Consider the following 19437-nt stretch of genomic DNA (forward strand, 5'->3'; position numbering starts at 1 on the left):
TAATGATCGGTCAAAATAAAAAAACAGGAACAGGGACCATCCAATGAAATCTTTGCCGCCGCCTCATCGGCCCGGCCAATCATGGCAGAATCAGGCTTTTTTTGCCGCTGCGGGCTTTGCCCTCGGGCTTTGGCTTTTGCGCGGCATGATCGGGGCGCATGAACCCGTGACCCCGGGGGGCGTGGGGATGCCGCTGGGGGAATCGCCGGATTTAACCTGTATCGCCCTGGGGGCCGCGCATTATCCCACCGTGGACCCGAAAACATTGTCGCTGGCGCGGATCGAAAAACGGTCGCAGGAAACGGATATTGGCCGGGCCACTATGAGCGCGGCGATAGCGGATGGCCTGCGTGTTTGTTTCAATCCTGCTATGGCGGTGCCAAAGCCCAGCGGCAACCGGACGGTGGGGGCCTATATTCTGGGACGCAAGCGGGTGGACCTGAACCCTGATGTCGATACTGATATGCTGACCACCACCATGGTTCATGAAGCCCGCCACAGGGTGCAGGAAGTGTTGGGCGTGAATTTTCTGGCTGAGGGGAATATTCCCGAAGCCGAGCGCATGATCGTGGCGTGGTTGACCGAGGCTGATGCCCGTCTGGTCACCATTTTATCCGCCCGTGAAGCGCATCGGAACGGTGATCTGAGCCAGATGGAGCGGTTGATGGGGGATTCCGCCTATCGCCCGATGATTTACGCGATGATTGCGGCACAGGTGCAAAACCCCGATGATCGCGCCGCCGAAATGGCCGCCGCGATCAAGGCCTTTCGCCAGAGCCGCGAGCTGATCGATCTGTATGATCCTGATTTTATCAAAACAATTGTCACGTTCAGTGCCCCATATGATCCTACGAAGCCGCGCCAGATTTTGGTGCATGACCAAATGTTATCGAAGCTGGGCGACATGGGACCGTATGGCAATTACATGACGAATGATTTGAAAAAATTTATCCGGGCCAGTTTTACGGACCAGGATTGGCGCGATATGAAGGCGGCGCAGGATTGCCTGCAAAAACGTAAACTGGGCCAGATAAAGGGCGTGTGCCCCTCTTGGCCGCGCCCATCGGCGTAAACTTTTTCCATATTTATAATGGAATTGCAAAGTTGTTGCCCCGGTGGTACATGGGGGCGGTATTTTTCTGACGAACCCAACCCAATGAGGCCCCTTATGGACCGTAAGATTCGTAATTTTGCCCTGACCTTCCCGGTGGTGATCGCCATTCTGGTTGTCGCCGTGGTGATTTATTCCGTTGTGAAACCTGCTGGCTCAGTCGCGGGGCAGGGGACAACCCACGAAGAAATCGCCGCCAACCCGGACGTGGCCGTTCAGGAAATGGTGTGCGAATTTGATCAATGGATCGGCAAGGAAGTGGCCGCCGCAGAAGAAGAAATCCGCAAGCTGGGCCGTGCCGTTCGCATTCTGGGTAAAGACAGCCCGGCGACAATGGATTACCGCCATGACCGTGTGAACGTTATTCACGACGATAACGGTGTGATTATCAGTGTGACCTGTGGTTAAGGTTGAGATGAGATAAAGAAAAAGCCGCTGATGAATTTCAGCGGCTTTTTTTATGATCCTGTGTGATGGTTTACATCGACGGCATATCGTTCTTCGGTACCGTTGGGGCAGGTGTGTTGGTGGCCTGCGCCGATGCGTTTAAATCCTGTCCGCCCAGATGCGTGCTGATTGTGGCCTCGGCAATAAGCGGATGCAGGCTCTGGGCCTGTACGATCGTGCCGATGACGTTGTCTTTCAGACGGTTGCTCATGATCAATCCCCTCTATTCTTTTTATTTATATCTTAGTGGCTATGCAGGATCAGCGGCATCCAGACCGCTTCTTCCGGTTCCATCGTGTCTTCGTCGACCTGGACCACCATGATCTGGTAGGTGTTTTGCATCAGCTTGGCCAGATCACCGTGAACGGGAACGCCAAATTGCCGCACATCACCGTCATTCATAATGAAGTCCAGCTTGCTGTTCGTCATATCGAATTCCAGCCATGACAGGCGTTTGGTGAACGGGCGGGAATGAAACACGATCAAGCGCCCCGCATCATTCACGGCCAGTTCCAGATGGAATTTGGAATCGGTAATTTCGCTATAGGCGGGCGGTGTGATGCTTTCGGTCGCCGGGTTATTAAAAAATGTCATGGGTTTTGTCTCTTTTCAAAAAAGCCCTTCTTCTGCGCCCATTTCACCTGAAAATAGTTAAATCATGATGAATGTTTGGGTGGTTTTACCCCTGATTTAAAAGGAAATGGCAAAGAAAAACGGGGCCCAATGGGGCCCCGTTATGTATGCGTCACACAGCAGTGTGCTTGGGCGGTGTGCCTAGAATGTCACGTCATCCATGCTCAGACCGCGGTTGCCCAGGGCGGTGTCCGGGGCTTTTGCCTGTTGCTGCTGCTGGAAGGCGGCTTCGCGTTCGGCGCGGGCCGGGCTGGTCATTTCGCCAACCGGGGTTTTGACGATGTCGGTCGATCCATCATGCGGCACGCGGAATACTTCGTCACGGTTCATGGCGTTGCGGCCTTCGGCCGTTGTCGGGTCCAGCCCTGCGGTGCTGGCGGCCAGATCGGCGGCCAGACGCCCAGTGCCTTGAATAATGGCTTGCGGGCCTTCAACCTTTGCGCCGGCAGGGGCGTAAGCCGCGTGCGCATTCGGCACCAGCGTATCAACCAAGCCACCCAGGGCTTCGACCAGAAATGACACGAGAACCTTCAGCAGGGCTTCGATTTGTTCGCCCAATCCGCCCCACATGCCCTTCAGCTTGTCTTGCAAACCATCCATGCCACCGGTCAGGGATGCGAGCGCATCCGTCGGAATGCCCATGCGTTCCATGATCGGTCCGGTCAATTGTTCACCCGCGATTTCCAAGCCCTTGTCCATGACGGGCTTTGCCGCATCCATGGCCAGCTCGGTGGATTTACCGTCGGTGGCTACGTGCGCCACGGTCCCAGTCAGGAACGGGTGACGAAGAGCAAATTTTCCAGCGCCTAAAAGAAGTCCCAGCATTTTATAGTCCTTTCACATCCTCAAACTTTGTACCGCTTTTATTTTTTTGCGTGATCCGGATTTTTACGCGCTCCGCTTTTTGTTTTTTGGGTCTTTGTCTTTGGTACTGGCGTCACGCACGACCAGGGCCACATTGAAGAAGTCGTAAATCTTTCCGCCTTCGGTCTGGATCAGAAATACACGTTTGGCGTTGTACAAATATTTCCGCACCGGGGCCTGAATCTTTGCGCCCAATCCCTTGACCGTTCCGCGATAGGACACGAATGTCAGTGTGTCGTCATCGGCATCAAATTCGATCCACGCGATGCTTTCTTCGAACGGTTTGTTGTGCAGAATCCAGACCTCTGAATTCTTGTTCACGACAATATCAACTTCCATATTCGCCAATGCGGGCGGATGGACGGGGGCGGATTTGACGATATCATCGTCACCGAGGCTAAAGCCGAATTCTTCGTCCTGTGCGCCCATATTCAAACCCGTAACATTCATTCATTGTCGTGATGCCCGTATCTTAACGAAAAAACGGCGGAATTACAACTTTTCCGCCGTTTCTAATCCTTTGAATCGGCACAGATTAACCCGGCATTGGCGGGGCATAGGCCAAATTGACACCTGTGCGGCGGGCCACATCCTGTTCCGTATCCGGTGTTTGTGCGACCACAGCGGGTTGCGGGGCGGCTGTCTGACCGCTGGCGCTGAGGCCAAAGGTTTCGCGCAAGCTGCCCGTATTGATGCCCGGTGCCGACAGGCCCATTTTTTCCGCGCCCCAAATCAAGGCGCCAACGATCAACGTGGTCATCGCCACCTGAATCATGCCGCCCATGCCGCGTCCTTGGGAAAAATTGCTCATCGTACCCAGGGCCAGAACGGCCGGGATCAGGCTCCATGCACCGTTGCGTTCCAGCATGTCCATAAATCCGTTGGCCATATTGGCGCCTGCGTTCGGTGTCGCGGTTTGTTGGCTGGCTTGCGGGGCCGGGGTTTGGATTCCGGGTGCCGGCGATGCAGGCGCTTGCGCGGCTTGTGCAAAAGATGTCTGCGGTGTTGGTTGCGAAACTTGGGTATCGCGCGCGGCGCGTTCGGCGGCCAGAATGCGTGCGGCCTCGGCTTCGCGTGCGGCGTCTGTTGTTGCGGCGGCGGACAATTCTGCGCCCTTCGGGTCTTGTTCCGGGCGGAAGGTGGTCAGCCAATGCTGGGCCGTGGCTTCGGCACTGGCGGCCATGCGCATGGCTTCCAATCCGCGCAGGGCTTTTTCATTGCCAGCATCATCGTAATACTCTTCGATTTTTTCGAAAATCTCGTCATTGCGGATGGCATCGGCCATGCTGATCACGCGGCCCTGACCCAGATTGACGGTCGCGGGCAATTCAAATCGTGTTTGAATATCGGCATAGGTCTTGGCCATTTGCTCCGGGGAATATTTTTGCTCGACACGGGCCCATTCCTCGGCACTCAGGCTGGGGTCCATGGCCAGATCGCTGACAAATTCCGGACGGATCATGCGGCTCATGACCGGATCCACATCAAGTTCAGAGAGCAGGGCATCAAAGGCAACTGCGCCGCCGGTTTCGGTTGCGGCCATGGCAAATACACCGCCAAACCCGGTTGCAGTGTATCCTGCTAATGCTGCACGAATTGGATTGATCGCGTCTTGTGAAATCAAGCCTGTGTCCGCGGCCAGTTCGGCGCGTTCGTTGGCGAAGTAGGAAGCCCCCCCGTTAAAGGCCGCCCCCAGCAGAGGCACACCTTTTCCACCTATTGTTGCCACTCGCCCGATTTTGGACAGGACACCGGCGCCACCCTTTGCGGCGACGGCGACGTTGTCGATCAGGCGTTCGCCAGCGAAGAGGGCCTCATCTGCGATATGCGGTAAAGCAAGAATGTCAGCCATGATGGTACGCTCCTCGATCAAACCTTAACCAGCAGGGGTGAAGGCCAGCGGGGCCGGTTTCGGTTGTTGTTCGATATCGGCCTGCAATGCCGCGGGGGCAGGGCCGCTCGGCAGGCCAAAGGCCGCCGGATTAAACTGTGCGGCGGTTCCGCTTTGCGGACCATCATTGTTCATCAAACCGTTCAGGGCAGGCCCTGCGAATTTGCCGATCACGCCACCCAGAACGGCACCGATAATCATGCCGACAATCCGGCCCATGATGCCGTCGCCGCTGAGTGCGCCAATTGCTGCACCGATTGCGGCTCCCGGGTTGTTGCCAAAGGCAGCGCCCATGCTCTGCATGAGGCCGGCAATCGGGTTTGCATTTTGGTTAAATGTGGTGCCCAGATTCAGCGTGGTCCCGTCGCTGGATACAGTTGGATCTTGTACCGCTGTCGTACCTGCCGTGCCCGTTGCACCGGCGATGAAATTTGTCGCTGCGTCCTGACCCAGATCGAGAGCTTCGGGGATGAGGTTGCCAGCCGTGGTGCCTATGCCCTGGCCTGTGATGGCATCGGTTGCGAATGTGGCGCCAATACCGGTTTTAATCGGGTTCGAAATCCCAAATCCCAAACCTTTGCCGGCCAGTTTGAAGGTTGTTGATAATGCACCCATGCTACGCTCCCTCGAATTACCGTCACACAAACATGTTTTTTCTTCTTGTTATTGTGTCCTCACCATACGGAAAATAGGTAAACAAGGTCTTAATATTTAAAAATTTACATAATTTTATTTTTGGTTTGCGGATAAGCGATTGTTTTATAATGATTTAAAAGGGCGGTGGCGGGGTGGGGGCGTTACGTTCCGCTGGTCTTCTTTAATTTCTCCAGCCGGTCCATGCGGTGCGTGCCATCGGCCGGACCGTAGAATCCGGGCAGATCAGGCAGCGGGCGCAGGGAGACGCAGGAGGTGGGCAGGGTTTCCTCATCCCCCAGAATCAGGAAGCCATCCGGCTCCAGTGTGCGGGCGAGGTTGTCGAGGATGCGGGTTTGGGCCGCATCATCCATGGCGCATAAAACATTGCGGCAGAAAATCACATCAAACGGCCCCAGATCACGAACGGGGTCGAGCAGGTTGGAATGCAGGAAATCGACCATGTTCATGATCGATGGGTCCAGTTGCCAGCCACCGCCATCGGCCTGATGAAAATATTTGATCAACATCGGGCTGGGCAGGCCGCGTTGGACATCGAATTGCGAATAATGCCCTTCGCGTGCTTTGGATAGGACGCTGTGCGAGATGTCGGTGCCGATAATATCAATGTCCCAATTTTTTAACGGCGTGCCGCATTCCTTTACTGCCATGGCGATGGAATAGGGCTCTTCCCCTGTTGAACACCCGGCGGACCAGAAGCGCAGGGACTTATATTTTGCCCGTTCCTTGGCCAGATAGGGAATGATGGTGTTTTTTAAATCTTCGAATGGGCGCGCGTCGCGGAAAAACATGGTTTCATTCATCATCATGGCTTCGACCACGTCGATGATCAATGCGTTTTCCGGCACACCGCGCAGGGCGATCGTCATGGATTCAAATGTCGGATAACCCCATTTTTTTGCAATCGGGGTCAGTCGCGCATCCAGCAGCGATGATTTATCCGGCGTCAAATCAACGCCGGTGTGACGGTGCAACAATTCACGGTACATTTCAAAATCAGCCAGCCTCATCCAGACCTACCCCAAACCGATTTGCAGGAATTTAGACATCAGGATTTCGCTGTCGAAAGGCTTCATAACATATTCATCGGCTCCGGCCTTGATCGCGCGTTCAACATGAAAGGAATCATTTTCGGCAGAGCAGAGGATGACCTTTGGATGTTTTCCGTTTTTCATGCCGCGCAGGCGTTCCAAAAATTCGATTCCGCTCATGGATGGCATGTTCCAGTCCAGCACGATGGCATCAGGCATGGCGCTTTCACAAATTTCGAAGGCCTCGACGCCATTATCGGCTTCAATGCATTTGAATCCGGCCTGTTCGGCAATGCGGCGGGCCACTTTGCGCACCACCTGGCTGTCGTCGATCACAAGACATGATTTCATCGGGGGCCCGTCTGCATCATTATGAATTAAAAGAAACGGGGAACGCCCGCCCGGTCATTCTAGGCATCTGTTTCTTAAAGGGGATTTAATGCCCAAACAAAAACCCCGGCCCATCCAGAAGGATTGCCGGGGTTTTGGAAAATAAAGCGCGGACTTAAGCGCGTTTGATCAGGAATGTCACCATGCTGTCGCCAGCCTTTTCGATGGTGATATTCAACCCGTACTGACGGCCCAGAATGCCCGTGGCAAACGGGTGAACCAAGCGGGGGTCCAGATCGGCGGGGTCCAGCTCAACGGCCAGGGCTTCGCGGACCTGCGCGCGCGGGGCGGCATCGGGGCCACCGGCAATCACGCGGGTTTCGCCGTTTTCATGGGTCACGCCAATCGCGCCGCCCTTGGGCATGCATTCGGCGGCCAGCATCAACGTGGCGGTCAGGATTTTGCAGAACCCTTCCGGCAATTCGACATCGGCGAATACCGCGCGGGCATCCCAGTTTTGTTTAATCTTGCCATCGGCGGTGATCAAATTGTCGAACGTCTTGTGAATGTCCCACGGTTTAATGTTGGGGTCGCGGCCACCCGCCCCATAGGCGAGGCGGAACACCTGCAACCGCGCGGCGGCGGCCTGGGCGCTCATGGAAATCAGGGCGATGGCTTCGTCCCCGGCATCGGCACCCATGTCTTCCAGAAATTCGACGCCGTTATTCACGGCCCCGACCGGAGAGATCAAATCGTGGCAAATGCGGGACGCCAGTAATTCCAGAACCGTGGCGTCAATCATTGTGTTGTGCATGGGGGATTCTTTTTCCTTAAGCGAAGCTGACGTCATAACCAATTTTCCCGACTTCTGTGCGAACCATGTCTTTCAGGCGTTCCAGTGCATCGGCACTTTGGGCCTCGGCGCGAGTGACCAGCACGTTTTGCGTGTTGGAGGCGCGCAACAGCCACCAGCCATCTTTCGTGTTTACGCGGGCGCCGTCAATATCATTCACGGCAATGGATGGATCTTTTTCGGCTTGCGCCTTGACCGATGCCACGACGGAGGCCACCAGATCAAATTTCTTCACCTCGTCCACTTCGAACCGGATTTCCGGGGTGTTGAAGATTTGCGGCAAATGCGCGGTCAGGGTCGATGCCGGGGCGTTTGCATCAATCACGGCGTTCATCAAACGAATGCCGCAATACAAGCCATCATCAAACCCGTACCAACCATCACCGAAGAAGATGTGGCCGGACAGCTCACCAGACAGCGGCGATTTTTCTTCCGCCATTTTCGCCTTGATCAACGAGTGGCCGGTTTTCCACATCACCGGTTTGCCGCCCAGACGGGCAATTTCGTCGTACATAACCTGAGAACATTTCACATCACCGACGATGGTTGCGCCCGGGTGGCGTTTCAAAACATCACGGGCATAGATGGTGATAAGGGAGTCGCAGCGCAAAATCCCGCCTTTTTCATCCACCGCGCCAATGCGGTCGGCGTCGCCGTCAAAGGCGATGCCCAGATCGAAGCCGTTGTCTTTCACGCACTTGATCAAATCTTCCAGATTGTGGTCGACCGTTGGGTCCGGGTGGTGGTTGGGGAAGGTGCCATCAATTTCATCGAACAGCAGGATATGCTTGCCCGGCAGTTTTTTGGTCAGGCGGCGGGTGATTTCCCCGGCGGCACCGTTGCCGCAATCCCAAACGACGTTCAGCGGTTTGTCCGTTTGCTTCAGGTCGGCCATCAGACGATCGACATAAATATCCTGAATGTCGAATTCTTTTACGGACCCTTCGCCGGTTTCGTAATCGCCCTCGCGGGCGATGCGGCCAATTTCCTGCACAGCCGGGCCGTAGACCGGACCGGTTTGCAGGGTCATTTTAAAGCCGTTGTAATCGGATGGGTTGTGCGACCCGGTGATCATGATCCCGGCATCGGTTTTCAAATGTTTGACCGCGTAATACAGCATCGGCGTGGGGCCGAGGCCGATATCGGTGACATCCAATCCCACCGCCATCAAACCGCGCACAACCGCCGCGGACAAAACCGGGCTGGATGCGCGGCCATCAAAGCCGAGTGCAACCGTCTTGCCACCTTTACGGCGGACATAGGTGCCATAGGACAGGCCAACGGCATAGGCCACATCTTCGGACAGGTTTTTGCCAACCTGACCGCGAATGTCGTATTCGCGCAAAATTTCCTGATCAAAATTGAAAGCAGCTTGTGTCATGTCTGTCTTCTTCGCTGTGTTTGCGGTTGTCATGGTGAAATCCCCCTTACAGATTTTGGGCGTGTTTTTTAATGATGGATTTGACGGTGTCGCCGATTTCCGGGTCATGCATGGCAAAGGCGATATTGGCTTCGATAAAGCCCACGCGGCTGCCGCAATCGTAACGCTGCCCGTCATAGCGCAGTCCGTGGAACGGTTGCTGGCCAATCAAATTGGCCATGGCGTCGGTCAATTGAATTTCCCCGCCTACACCTTTTTCGAATTTATCGAGATAGGTGAACAATTCCGGCTGCAGGATATAACGGCCAATGATGGACAGGGTGGAGGGGGCGTTTTCCGGCTTCGGTTTTTCGACCAGGCCTTTAATATCCACGCGTCTACCGTCATCGGATTTAATATCAAGAATGCCGTAGCTGGCGGTCTTTTCGCGCGGCACATCCATCACGGCGACCAGATTTCCACCGGTTTGATTATAGGTTTCAATCATCTGGGCCAGACATCCGGGACCACCGGGATTCAGCACAACATCATCGGGCAGCAAGATCGCAAACGGATCATCACCGATCAGTTTCTTCGCGCACCAGATGGCATGGCCCAGGCCCAGCGGTTTGGGCTGGCGTGTCAGGAACAATTGCCCGGCGGGAATTTCGGAGGCTTTGACCTTCTCCGCCATATCCGGTTTGCCGCGGGATTCCAGCAGGGCGGCCAGTTCGGGCTGGTAATCAAAATGCTCTTCCAGCATTTCCTTGAACCGGCCCGTGATGAAGACGAATTCGTCGATGCCCGCATCGCGCGCTTCTTCAATCGCGTGTTGAACCAGTGGGCGATCGACGAGGGGGAGCATTTCCTTTGGCATGACTTTCGTCGCGGGTAGAAAACGCGTGCCCAGCCCGGCAACGGGCAGGACGGCTTTGCGAATGGGCTTCCATTGTTTCGATGCGCTCATCGGTTGCCATAATCCAAAGGTTATTATGAAGTGAGTGGATTAAGGCATAGGGGCGGGGGGTTTTCAAGGGTGGGGCTTTTCTTTTTCCGTATTAACGTTTCAGTAATGCCCCTTATATAAGATTTCGCTCATGGGACCTGAAGATGTAACACGACGCGATGTTGAAAACTTTCTGGCCGGGCGGGACATGGTGGATGCCCGCGTCGTGGACCAGATTTGCGACCGGGTTCGACAGGATCCAAAGGCGCAGAGCGAAGTGGCGCAAATGTTCAACAATGCGGCGGGTAATATGATGAGCGGTATGCGCTCAAATAAATACCTTCTGGCAATGACCCAGACATTACAGGACCCGGAATTTTCCGACGTTCGCGACCATATGATCCGGGCCACGCAGGCCATTCAAAAAGCCATGGAAGGGTTTTTAGAAAATGATGCCCTGGCCGAAGCGATGGAGGATAACCCGCGCACGGACCAATGGGGGCAACCGACATTGTTCGTGCAGATGAAACCCGAGAATGCTGAGCTTTTGGTATGTGATCCGAATTTCATGGACCCGCTGGCGCGGATCAGCAACATGAAACCCCTGTCCGAAGAGCGCGTTGACCAGTTTAATGAAGCTGTGTCCCAACGGGCGCGGGCATTGTATCCGATGGATGAAGAGGCGTTCCGCCAGGAAGCGGTCAAGGCCGAGCCCCAGGGGCAGGATTTGTTGCGCCGTTTTGGATTGGTGGACGGGCCGGGGGTTTAAGTCAGTATCCTGATTTTATTCCCCAAAACCTGAATTTTGACAGCGCATCCGCCATTCGGCTAGGGTGCGTTTTTTATATATTTTCAGAAGGTTTTTGACATGTACCGCATGATCATTAAGGCCCAAAATCCGCGCGACGTGGCGACGCAGCCGATCGACGAGATTATTGGCCGGGCGGCATCACTGGCCCCGATCATGGCGCATCTGGGTAATTGGCCCGCAACACTTGATTCCACTCATGCCATGACCGACCGCATTCCCGAGGGGGATCGCGTGTGCGCCGGGTTTGATCCGGGTCTGGCCTGTGCGCTGGGGTTTGTCCCCAGACATGCACAGGCTCTGCTGGCGACGTTGCATGCGGCGTATACGCCGGGTGCGGTGCTGGCTCTGCGCGCGGGGATTGATTTTTCTGGTACTACGCCCGTCATTCGTGATGCCGATGCGCCGTCCACATGGTGGTTTGCCGCCGTATCATTGTGTGATGAAGATAACGGCGTGGATGAGGCCGGCTTTCGTGCACAGATCGCCGGCTTTCAAAATCTGGTCGATGATCCACAGGCGCGTGTGGATGCGGCCAATGTGGCATTGTTGCACAGATTTGTCGGCACATTTTCCATGGATCGCGGTTATCCGTTCGGCACGGTCGATGGGTGTCAGCAAGCGGCCTATATCATGGGGCACGCGTTTGGTGTCATGCACCGTGAACGCACGGGGACGTATTATATTGGCACGTATCTGGATTCGCTGGGTCTGGAAAAATTTGTCTGGAGCACGGAACTGGATGATCGCGGTCGTCCGAAAAGTGGCCCCAATCAGGGAAGCCAGCAATTTGTCAAATGTGCTGATGAGGATGAATTGAAACGCGCCATGGCGGTGGTCTTACAAAATCCGATTTTTGCAAAAACATGCGTGGTCAAATCACCGACGCCACCGGCCCCCAATCCGGTGCCTTAAAAAACACTACGGTTTTTTCTTCAACAACCGATCCCGCGCGGCGTTCAACCGTTCCGCGACCCAGGGGCTGCCTTGCTGATCCGGGTGCATGGATTTCATCAGGCGGCGATAGGCGTCCTGAATATCTTTTTCTTCCGGTTCCCCGGACAGGCCGAGAATATCGAGGGCCTCGGCACGGGTCAGGTCCTGGCTGCGGGGTGGGCGGGATTCGTTGGGTGTGGCGGGTTTGGCGGTGCGCGCGCGCAAAATTCCCATAATGATTGGGGCGAGGGCGGCCAGAACCCCAATCGCCGCCGGTAACCGCCCGGTTAACGCCAGCAAAACAACCGCAATGGCCACGCCCAGCACGGCGGCGGAGAGAAACAGGCTTTTGACCTGATGCGTGTTGGCGTGCAGCATGAATTGGTACAGGCCATACAGGGCCAGCAACAGCGCGATAACACCCAGAATATAAGGCATTGGTTTTCCCCGCCCGTATTGTCGTTAAAAAACATGGACACCGCGTGCGGTGCCGCTAGTATTCTACCCTATGACACACAATCAAAAAAAGGCCAACGTCATGTCCGCACCATCCAGCCGCCTGTCCGATGTCCGTGCCCATATGGTTCAGGAAGGGATCGACCTGTTCCTGGTCCCGCGCGCGGATGAATTTCAGGGGGAATACGTTCCCGCCGGGGCCGAGCGTTTGTCGTGGTTGACCGGATTTACCGGATCGGCGGGCATGGCCGCCGTTGGTACGGACAAGGCCGTGGTGGTGACGGATTCCCGGTATGAATTACAGGTCGTGGACCAGACGGATGCGGCGTTGTTTGACACCGCCATTATGGATGGCAAGAAAACATTAGGCGGTACCGTTGCGGAATGGATCGCCCACAATGTGAAGACAGGGGCCGTGATTGGATATGATCCCAAATTGCATACCCCGGCGCAGATCAAAGCATTCAAGGATGATTTGGCCAATCATGGTGTGACGTTTAAGGCTGTGTCGCGCAATCCGCTGGATGCGGCCTGGCGCGATCGCCCGGGCATGCCGATGAATAATGTCGAAGAATTCCCGGAAGCGATTGCCGGAAAATCCGCCGCGCAAAAGCGCGATGATATTGCCGCCGTGGTGAAGAAAGAAAAACTGCACGCGATGGTGATTACCAAGCCGGATTCGATTGCGTGGTTGCTGAATATTCGCGGCACCGACGTGCCGCATACGCCGCTGGCGCTGTCCTATGCCACGATTTATGACGATGGGCGTGTGGATTGGTATATCCATCCGGCGAAGCTGACACCGCCAGTGTTGCGCCCGCATCTGGGGAACAAGGTGCAGATCATTGATCCGATTGGTCTGGAGCATGAGATGGAGAAACTGGCCCGTGCGGCCAAAGCGGGGAAGAAAGCCATCGGGCTGGATTTCGCCCGCGCATCAATCTGGTTCCAACAAGTACTGGAAGGCGCTGGGGCAACGGTGAAGGATGTCACAGACCCGATCATTATGCCGAAAGCACAAAAAACACCCGCCGAACAACACGCGATTATCAACGCCCATATTCGTGATGGCGTTGCGGTGACGCGATTCCTTGCGTGGGCGGATCGTGAATTGCACAAAGGGACATATTCCGAACTGGATGTGGCCGACCGTTTGGAGCAATTCCGCCGTATGGCCCCTGAATATCGTGATTCATCGTTTGATACGATTGCCGGGTGGGCGGAAAACGGGGCGATTGTGCATTACCGTGCCACGCCGGAAAAATTCAAACAGATCGATACGCCGGGTATTTTGTTGCTGGACAGCGGTGCGCAATATCTGGATGGCACCACCGATATCACCCGTACGATCACCGTGGGTAATCCCGATCCCGAAGTGTGTGCAAACTATACCCGCGTTTTGCGTGGGCACATTGCTGTATCGATGGCGCGACCAACCAAGAAAACACTCTCCGCCGATATTGACGCACTGGCGCGCCAGCCGTTGAAGGACGCCGGATTAAATTATGGTCACGGCACCGGGCATGGTGTTGGTTGTTATCTGGCCGTGCATGAAGACGGGGCGGGGATCTCATCGGCCCGCAAAACCCCGTTCATGCCCGGTACCCTGATTTCGAATGAACCCGGATATTATAAGGCCGGAGCCTATGGCATTCGGATTGAGAACTTGATTCTGACGCAAAAAGACAGCCGTGGGCGCATGTTCTTTGAAACGGTGACCTTGGCCCCGTATGACCGCCGCTTGATCCGTGCCGATATGATGAGCAAGGACGAGCTGAAATGGCTCAACGATTATCATGCGAAGGTGGAGCAGGTGATTGGCCCGCATCTGGATGCAACGGATCGTGCGTGGCTGAAAGAAGCGTGCGCCCCTGTAAAAAAGCCTGAGGCACCGCGCGCACAACCCGCCCGCGGTGCGATGCCCCAACCGTAATCATTGGGCCCTAATTACGGTTTCGGGGTAACGGGCATAGAGCCCTTGTAAAAACGGTCGGATGGAATTTCCGTTTCCGGGTGGTAGTGGATGTCACATTTGTCTTTGGCGTATGTGGCGATATCGCGGCCATCGCTGACGATGGTGACAAATCCGCCCAGGCTCAGCTTCACGCTGTCCGTCGCGCCCTGGCGTTTGCTGCGGTACCCTTCGTAGTGGGTGAGCGTGCCATTTTGGTTGGTGCAGGTGATATCCATTTTTTCCGCATCAACCGTGAGCGAGTCGTAATACGCGAAGGCAAAGGCGGCGCAGAGCGTGCCGCCCACAATGGTCATGGTTAATCCGGTTTTATGGCTTTTTTTCATCATGAAATCCCCGTTATTTATGATTTTTTGATTATGGGGAGCAGGTTACAAAAATACGGGGCAGGGGGAAAGAAATAAAAAACGGGCCGCATCACGGCCCGTTTTTTTTGAAGGATCAGAATGTGCGCGGCTTAAACAGCGGCTCTTGCGCCGGCTTCGTCGCGGCCGGAATCGGGCCCGCCTTGAACAGCGGGTCCTTGACCGTCACGTTCGGGTACGGTTGTGGAACGAAACGAACCGGGGCCGCGGTGTATTTGTCCTGACCGGACATCGCGGCGGCGGTGGCAACACAGAAGGCAAGGCCAACCAGAGTTTCTTTGACGTATTTCATGGGCAAAATCCTTCGTTCTTGGGGTTTTAAGGATATTGCTCCCGACCCTAGCAAGGGCGCTTAAAAAGGCGCAAGAAAATAAAGAGCGTAAAGAAAAACCCCGGCGTGTGGCCGGGGTTTTAAAAACCTGCGCAATGCAGAAAGGTCGTGGGTCTAGCCCTCGCGGTCGCGGCGTTTGCGCTCAACCTTGCGCCAACGACGCACGGCTTCAGCTTTTTCACGCTTGCGTTTTGCCGACGGCTTTTCAAAATCACGACGCATCTTCATTTCACGGAAAATGCCTTCGCGCTGCATCTTCTTCTTCAGAGCACGCAGAGCCTGTTCGACATTATTGTCGCGGACATGTACGCTAACCAACGAAATCACCCCTTTCTGATCAATAAGATGCCCGGTTTTAACCATTACGGGGGCGGATAGCAAGGGGAAAATCCGGAAAAAGGGGGAATAAAGCTGGACAGAATGGGACATTCTGGGCTGAAATACCGACAAATATAAAAAAGTATAATAAATTCAAGGGACAGGGGCGCTTATGGGCAAACGATTGGGGCTTCCCAGATTGTTAAACACGTTCACGGAACAGGTCCGGGCCGGGGCGGAAGTCTACGATTTTTTCAGAAAACGTGACGAACTGATCGACCTGACCCCGCCGGGGGATGGGCGGCCGGTGATGATTGTGCCCGGTTTTGGGGCCAGCGATATCAGCACCAAAATCCTGCGCGATTTTTTGCGGGACAAGGGGTTTGAGGCCCATGGCTGGGGCGGCGGTTTGAACGCTGGGCCGAGCGAGGGCGCGTTGCGCCAATGCCGCGAACAGTTGGAAATGCTGTCGAAGAAATTCCCGGGGCAGAAGGTAACTTTGGTCGGGCATTCGCTGGGCGGTGTGTTTGCGCGCGAACTGGCCCGGGCCTTTCCGGATCAGGTGGATCAGGTGATTACGCTGGGGGCACCATTCGGGGCCGATGATGACCACTCCGAATTGTCTGTGCGCGTTTTGTTGAAGGCATTCCATTTGCTCTATGGTGGCCGTCGCGATTTCGTCGGACGTGCGCCGCTCACCGATCATTTGATGGAACCGCTGCCCGTGCCGACCACGGCCGTGTATTCGCAGAATGACGGTGTTGTGAACTGGCGCCAATGCATCACCGCCCCGGCGGAGAATGCAGAGAATGTTGAAGTGCAATCCAGCCATATCGGGCTGGGCATGAACAAACAATCCGTCACCGTACTGATGGATCGTTTGAGCCAGAAGCCGGGCACATGGGTGCCGTTTGATCGCGCGAAATATGCCGATTTAGGCTATCCGCAGGCCCAGGCCCACGAAACATACGAAATGCCGTACCGCCCGAAGCGCCCGCACGGTCCGCATTCGAAGGTGTTTTGATCGTATTTCAAGCAGCTTCGCGCCGTGCTTTTAAATTCAGCGCCGCATCCAGCAGGGTGCGGGTGTAATCGGCTTGTGGATTGTCGAAGATGGCGCCGGCGTGGCCTTGTTCGACCACCTTGCCATCCTTCATCACGATCAGATCATGCGCCATGGCGCGCACCACGCGCAGATCGTGGGAAACGAACATATAGGCCAGGTTATGGCGGTCCTGTAATTCGCGCAGCAGATCGACAATTTGTGCCTGGACCGAAACATCCAGCGCCGAAGTCGGTTCATCCAGCATAACGAATTTGGGTTGCAGAACCATGGCGCGGGCGATGGCGATACGCTGGCGCTGACCACCCGAAAATTCGTGCGGGTAACGGTGGCGCGTGTCGGGGTCCAAATGCACATCGCGCAGGGCGGCGACAACCATATCTTCGCGTTGCGATGCGCTGTACTCGCGGCGATGGATTTCCAGACCTTCGCCAATAATCTGCCCCACGCTCATACGGGGGGAGAGGGCGCCGAACGGGTCCTGAAACACGATTTGCATATCTTCGCGCAAGGGGCGCATGGATTTGCGGTCGAATTTTGAAATATCGGTGCCGTTAAATTCAATCTGTCCGGTCGATTGGATCAGGCGGAGCAAAGCGAGGCCCAGCGTGCTTTTCCCGCTGCCCGATTCACCGACGATGCCGATGGTCTGGCCCTGTTTGACGGACAGGGACACGCCATCCACGGCACGCACCCATTCGGTTGTTTTTCCGGCCCAGTTTTTCTTACGCGGGAAATGCACGCGAATGTCTGTCGCCTTCAGAACGGTTTTCGCGCTGTCATTGATGGCCGGCGGTGTGGAGCGAGGGCGGGCGGAGAGCAACATGCGCGTATAATCATGTTTCGGCGCGTTGAACAATGTGGCGGATGGTTCGTTTTCGACCATGACACCATCCTTCATCACACACACGCGATCGGCCATGCGTTCAACGATGGAGAGGTCGTGCGTAATCAGCAATAACGCCATGCCCAAACGATTTTTCAAATCCTGCAACAATTCCAGGATTTGCGCCTGCACAGTCACATCCAGCGCGGTGGTCGGTTCATCCGCAATCAACAAATCGGGGTTATTGGCCAGCGCCATGGCAATCATCACACGTTGACGCTGCCCGCCGGACAGTTGGTGCGGATAGGCGTTCAGGCGGTCTTTCAATTGCGGCAGGCCGACAAGGTCGAGCAGTTCCAGAATGCGCGCACGGGCGGCATCCTTGCTCATGCCCTGATGCACGATCAGGACTTCGCCAATCTGGCGTTCAATGGAATGGAGCGGGTTGAGCGATGTCATTGGCTCCTGAAAAATCATGCCGATCTTGGAACCGCGCAAAGACCGCATCGCGTCTTCACCTGCGCCGATCAATTCCTGCCCGCGAAAACGGATGGATGATCCTTCGCCATGGCTGGCCAACGGATAGGGCAGGAGTTGCATGATGGATAAAGCGGTGACCGATTTCCCCGATCCACTTTCGCCCACCAACGCCACCGTTTCCCCGGCGGACACCGAAAAAGACGTCTTCCTCACCGCGTGGGACGGGCCCGACGGGGTGTGGAAACTGATGCTAAGATCTTGAATCTGTAAAAGGATATCGCTCATACCCCCATTGAAGCACACGAAACCGTGTCAAAACAGCCGAAATCTTAACAAGAATTAACCCTTTCCCCCGGAAAATCGGCTAGAATATAGGCATACTGGTTTCTTCAGGAATCAAGGCCCTTCAGGATCAAGGTTATGGCGACAGAAGTCGGAAACACCACACTCTATTCCGTTGAGGATCTGCTCTCGCGATCCAAGGCCGCTGCCGAGTCCGGCAGCACGGCGGGTATGAGCAAAATCCAGAAGATGATTGCCGAGATGGAGAAGGGGACCACAGACACGGTCAACCTTAGTCCTGTCGCGAAATTGTTGAAGCAAGAAGCCGCATCCAAACCCGATACATCCACGCCCTATACCGAACAAGAATGGTATATCAACGCCAAGGTTGCGCAGTTGCAGGGCCAATTGAACATGTATTCCACGCTGCCCGGGTTGGACCCGACGGGTGCGATCATGCAATCGTTGGAAGATGAAATTTACGGTCTGGTGGAAAGCCAGCAGGCCAAGCTGAAAAAATCACAAGACGAGGCCGCCGCAAAGCAGGCAGAGTTGGACAAGTTGAATGCTGAGAAGGCCAATGCACCGCTGAGTGCGGAGAAGATGTTGGAGCGTTCCAAAACATTGGCCTCGGGGCAGGAGATTAAAACCGAGCTGAGTGACGCGGCCAAAAAGCTTCTTGATAAATATGCCTGATAAAAAACCCCCGATAAAACGGGGGTTTTGTTTTATTTAGGTGCCAGCATGCGGTGAACGAAATACACCGTGCGGGTTGCGTCTTCCGGGCTGGGGCCTTCGGCCACGATGTTGAAGTCTTTGCGCAGGAAATTTTTCAAACTGTTTTCATTTGTCGTGCGCAACCGTGCGTGCAAATTCACGGTTCCACAGGCATGCGCATAATCCATCCATTGATCAATCATGCGACCCATCAACCCGTTGCCGCGATAATCGGGATGGGTCATGACAGTTCCGAAAATGGAATGGGTGGTTGTGTGTTGATCGGTTGTTTCCAGCGCCGCGCACAGTGTTGAAATGGGGCCCACACTGTTGCGAATTGTGGCCGCACCAATCATCATGCCGAATTGATTGAACACACCCAATGCAGCATGACCGTTGGCAAAGAGAGCCCCAAAGTAGGTCGCATCACGCGGGATGATTTCCTGATCAGCGGCAATGTGCTGCAATGTGATTAAAGCGGGAATGTGCGCGGTGCTCAGCCATTGGACGGTGTAGGCTTCGCCCGTTTTGGGCAGGATACCGGACGCAATCACAGCAGGCGCATCCGCAAGGAGCGGAGCAGATGGGGCAGCCAAGGGAACAAAGGCGCGCTTCAATGCTGTGTTCATGCGTCGGGTGTTTCTCCTTTATTATCGAAATTTGCGATGCGGAACTCTATACAAAACAGGGGCTTGCCGTCAAAATAAATTGTGCCCTGCGGCAAAGAAATGCGGAAAAAAATGGGGCCGCCCGGATGCGAGCG

Annotated in this window: 24 protein-coding genes; 7 read left to right on the forward strand and 17 right to left on the reverse strand. The window is 55.2% G+C overall.

Annotated features, from left to right (window positions below):
- Nucleotides 1-43 precede the first annotated feature (43 nt).
- Complete coding sequence (locus tag MICA_RS03270; RefSeq protein WP_014102260.1) at nucleotides 44-1072, forward strand: DUF6782 family putative metallopeptidase; 1029 nt, start codon at nucleotides 44-46, stop codon at nucleotides 1070-1072.
- A 96-nt stretch (nucleotides 1073-1168) separates the two neighbouring features.
- The gene (locus tag MICA_RS03275) at nucleotides 1169-1519 is read left to right on the forward strand and encodes an I78 family peptidase inhibitor (protein WP_014102261.1); all 351 of its coding nucleotides are present in this window, start codon (nucleotides 1169-1171) and stop codon (nucleotides 1517-1519) included.
- A gap of 70 nt (nucleotides 1520-1589) precedes the next feature.
- On the opposite strand, the gene MICA_RS03280 is transcribed toward MICA_RS03275, so the two are convergent.
- From MICA_RS03280 to MICA_RS03330, 11 genes are all read right to left on the reverse strand, one after another.
- Nucleotides 1590-1769, reverse strand: coding sequence for a hypothetical protein (locus MICA_RS03280; protein ID WP_014102262.1), 180 nt, complete (start codon nucleotides 1767-1769; stop codon nucleotides 1590-1592).
- Between the two features lie 32 nt (nucleotides 1770-1801).
- A complete protein-coding gene (locus MICA_RS03285) occupies nucleotides 1802-2152 on the reverse strand; it encodes a hypothetical protein (RefSeq protein WP_014102263.1) in 351 nt (116 codons plus the stop codon).
- Nucleotides 2153-2332: 180 nt separating this feature from the next.
- A complete protein-coding gene (locus MICA_RS03290; protein WP_014102264.1) occupies nucleotides 2333-3016 on the reverse strand; it encodes a hypothetical protein in 684 nt (227 codons plus the stop codon).
- Between the two features lie 63 nt (nucleotides 3017-3079).
- Complete coding sequence (locus MICA_RS03295) at nucleotides 3080-3505, reverse strand: hypothetical protein (protein ID WP_014102265.1); 426 nt, start codon at nucleotides 3503-3505, stop codon at nucleotides 3080-3082.
- Between the two features lie 85 nt (nucleotides 3506-3590).
- Nucleotides 3591-4907, reverse strand: coding sequence for a hypothetical protein (locus MICA_RS03300; protein WP_014102266.1), 1317 nt, complete (start codon nucleotides 4905-4907; stop codon nucleotides 3591-3593).
- Between the two features lie 24 nt (nucleotides 4908-4931).
- Nucleotides 4932-5561 (reverse strand): glycine zipper domain-containing protein, encoded by a 630-nt coding sequence (locus MICA_RS03305; RefSeq protein WP_014102267.1) that lies wholly within the window; start codon nucleotides 5559-5561, stop codon nucleotides 4932-4934.
- A gap of 182 nt (nucleotides 5562-5743) precedes the next feature.
- Complete coding sequence (locus tag MICA_RS03310) at nucleotides 5744-6610, reverse strand: CheR family methyltransferase (protein ID WP_014102268.1); 867 nt, start codon at nucleotides 6608-6610, stop codon at nucleotides 5744-5746.
- A gap of 6 nt (nucleotides 6611-6616) precedes the next feature.
- Entirely contained in the window at nucleotides 6617-6982 is a 366-nt protein-coding gene (locus tag MICA_RS03315) for a response regulator (protein WP_014102269.1), read from the reverse strand.
- 154 nt (nucleotides 6983-7136) lie between these two features.
- On the reverse strand, nucleotides 7137-7775 hold the full coding sequence (locus tag MICA_RS03320) for a histidine phosphotransferase family protein (RefSeq protein ID WP_014102270.1): 639 nt from the start codon (nucleotides 7773-7775) through the stop codon (nucleotides 7137-7139).
- Nucleotides 7776-7791: 16 nt separating this feature from the next.
- The gene (pgmG, locus tag MICA_RS03325) at nucleotides 7792-9228 is read right to left on the reverse strand and encodes a phosphoglucomutase/phosphomannomutase PgmG (protein ID WP_014102271.1); all 1437 of its coding nucleotides are present in this window, start codon (nucleotides 9226-9228) and stop codon (nucleotides 7792-7794) included.
- A 13-nt stretch (nucleotides 9229-9241) separates the two neighbouring features.
- A complete protein-coding gene (locus MICA_RS03330; protein WP_014102272.1) occupies nucleotides 9242-10141 on the reverse strand; it encodes a UTP--glucose-1-phosphate uridylyltransferase in 900 nt (299 codons plus the stop codon).
- A gap of 130 nt (nucleotides 10142-10271) precedes the next feature.
- On the opposite strand from MICA_RS03330, the gene MICA_RS03335 reads away from it, so the two are divergent.
- Together MICA_RS03335 and MICA_RS03340 are read left to right on the forward strand one after the other, a co-directional pair.
- The gene (locus tag MICA_RS03335) at nucleotides 10272-10889 is read left to right on the forward strand and encodes a hypothetical protein (protein WP_014102273.1); all 618 of its coding nucleotides are present in this window, start codon (nucleotides 10272-10274) and stop codon (nucleotides 10887-10889) included.
- 99 nt (nucleotides 10890-10988) lie between these two features.
- Nucleotides 10989-11843 (forward strand): hypothetical protein, encoded by an 855-nt coding sequence (locus MICA_RS03340; protein WP_014102274.1) that lies wholly within the window; start codon nucleotides 10989-10991, stop codon nucleotides 11841-11843.
- A 6-nt stretch (nucleotides 11844-11849) separates the two neighbouring features.
- Here the strand turns inward: MICA_RS03340 and MICA_RS03345 are convergent, their stop codons facing one another.
- Nucleotides 11850-12302, reverse strand: a complete 453-nt coding sequence (locus MICA_RS03345) for a J domain-containing protein (RefSeq protein ID WP_014102275.1) — start codon at nucleotides 12300-12302, stop codon at nucleotides 11850-11852.
- A 100-nt stretch (nucleotides 12303-12402) separates the two neighbouring features.
- Between MICA_RS03345 and MICA_RS03350 the strand changes: the two genes are divergently transcribed.
- On the forward strand, nucleotides 12403-14253 hold the full coding sequence (locus MICA_RS03350; protein WP_014102276.1) for an aminopeptidase P family protein: 1851 nt from the start codon (nucleotides 12403-12405) through the stop codon (nucleotides 14251-14253).
- A gap of 14 nt (nucleotides 14254-14267) precedes the next feature.
- Here MICA_RS03350 and MICA_RS03355 read toward each other — a convergent pair whose 3' ends face one another.
- From MICA_RS03355 to rpsU, 3 genes are all read right to left on the reverse strand, one after another.
- Complete coding sequence (locus MICA_RS03355) at nucleotides 14268-14621, reverse strand: hypothetical protein (protein ID WP_014102277.1); 354 nt, start codon at nucleotides 14619-14621, stop codon at nucleotides 14268-14270.
- 112 nt (nucleotides 14622-14733) lie between these two features.
- Nucleotides 14734-14949 (reverse strand): hypothetical protein, encoded by a 216-nt coding sequence (locus MICA_RS03360; protein ID WP_014102278.1) that lies wholly within the window; start codon nucleotides 14947-14949, stop codon nucleotides 14734-14736.
- A 153-nt stretch (nucleotides 14950-15102) separates the two neighbouring features.
- Entirely contained in the window at nucleotides 15103-15312 is a 210-nt protein-coding gene (rpsU, locus tag MICA_RS03365; RefSeq protein ID WP_041794280.1) for a 30S ribosomal protein S21, read from the reverse strand.
- A gap of 166 nt (nucleotides 15313-15478) precedes the next feature.
- Here rpsU and MICA_RS03370 point away from each other — a divergent pair, with 166 nt between their 5' ends.
- Complete coding sequence (locus MICA_RS03370) at nucleotides 15479-16330, forward strand: esterase/lipase family protein (RefSeq protein WP_014102280.1); 852 nt, start codon at nucleotides 15479-15481, stop codon at nucleotides 16328-16330.
- A gap of 7 nt (nucleotides 16331-16337) precedes the next feature.
- On the opposite strand, the gene MICA_RS03375 is transcribed toward MICA_RS03370, so the two are convergent.
- Nucleotides 16338-17960 (reverse strand): ABC transporter ATP-binding protein, encoded by a 1623-nt coding sequence (locus MICA_RS03375; RefSeq protein WP_041793772.1) that lies wholly within the window; start codon nucleotides 17958-17960, stop codon nucleotides 16338-16340.
- Nucleotides 17961-18095: 135 nt separating this feature from the next.
- On the opposite strand from MICA_RS03375, the gene MICA_RS03380 reads away from it, so the two are divergent.
- The gene (locus MICA_RS03380; protein ID WP_014102283.1) at nucleotides 18096-18653 is read left to right on the forward strand and encodes a hypothetical protein; all 558 of its coding nucleotides are present in this window, start codon (nucleotides 18096-18098) and stop codon (nucleotides 18651-18653) included.
- Nucleotides 18654-18685: 32 nt separating this feature from the next.
- Here MICA_RS03380 and MICA_RS03385 read toward each other — a convergent pair whose 3' ends face one another.
- Nucleotides 18686-19303: a GNAT family protein gene (locus MICA_RS03385; RefSeq protein ID WP_014102284.1), complete on the reverse strand. Its 618-nt coding sequence runs from the start codon at nucleotides 19301-19303 to the stop codon at nucleotides 18686-18688.
- Nucleotides 19304-19437 lie beyond the last annotated feature (134 nt).

The organism is Micavibrio aeruginosavorus ARL-13, assembly GCF_000226315.1.
Lineage (GTDB): Bacteria > Pseudomonadota > Alphaproteobacteria > Micavibrionales > Micavibrionaceae > Micavibrio > Micavibrio aeruginosavorus_B.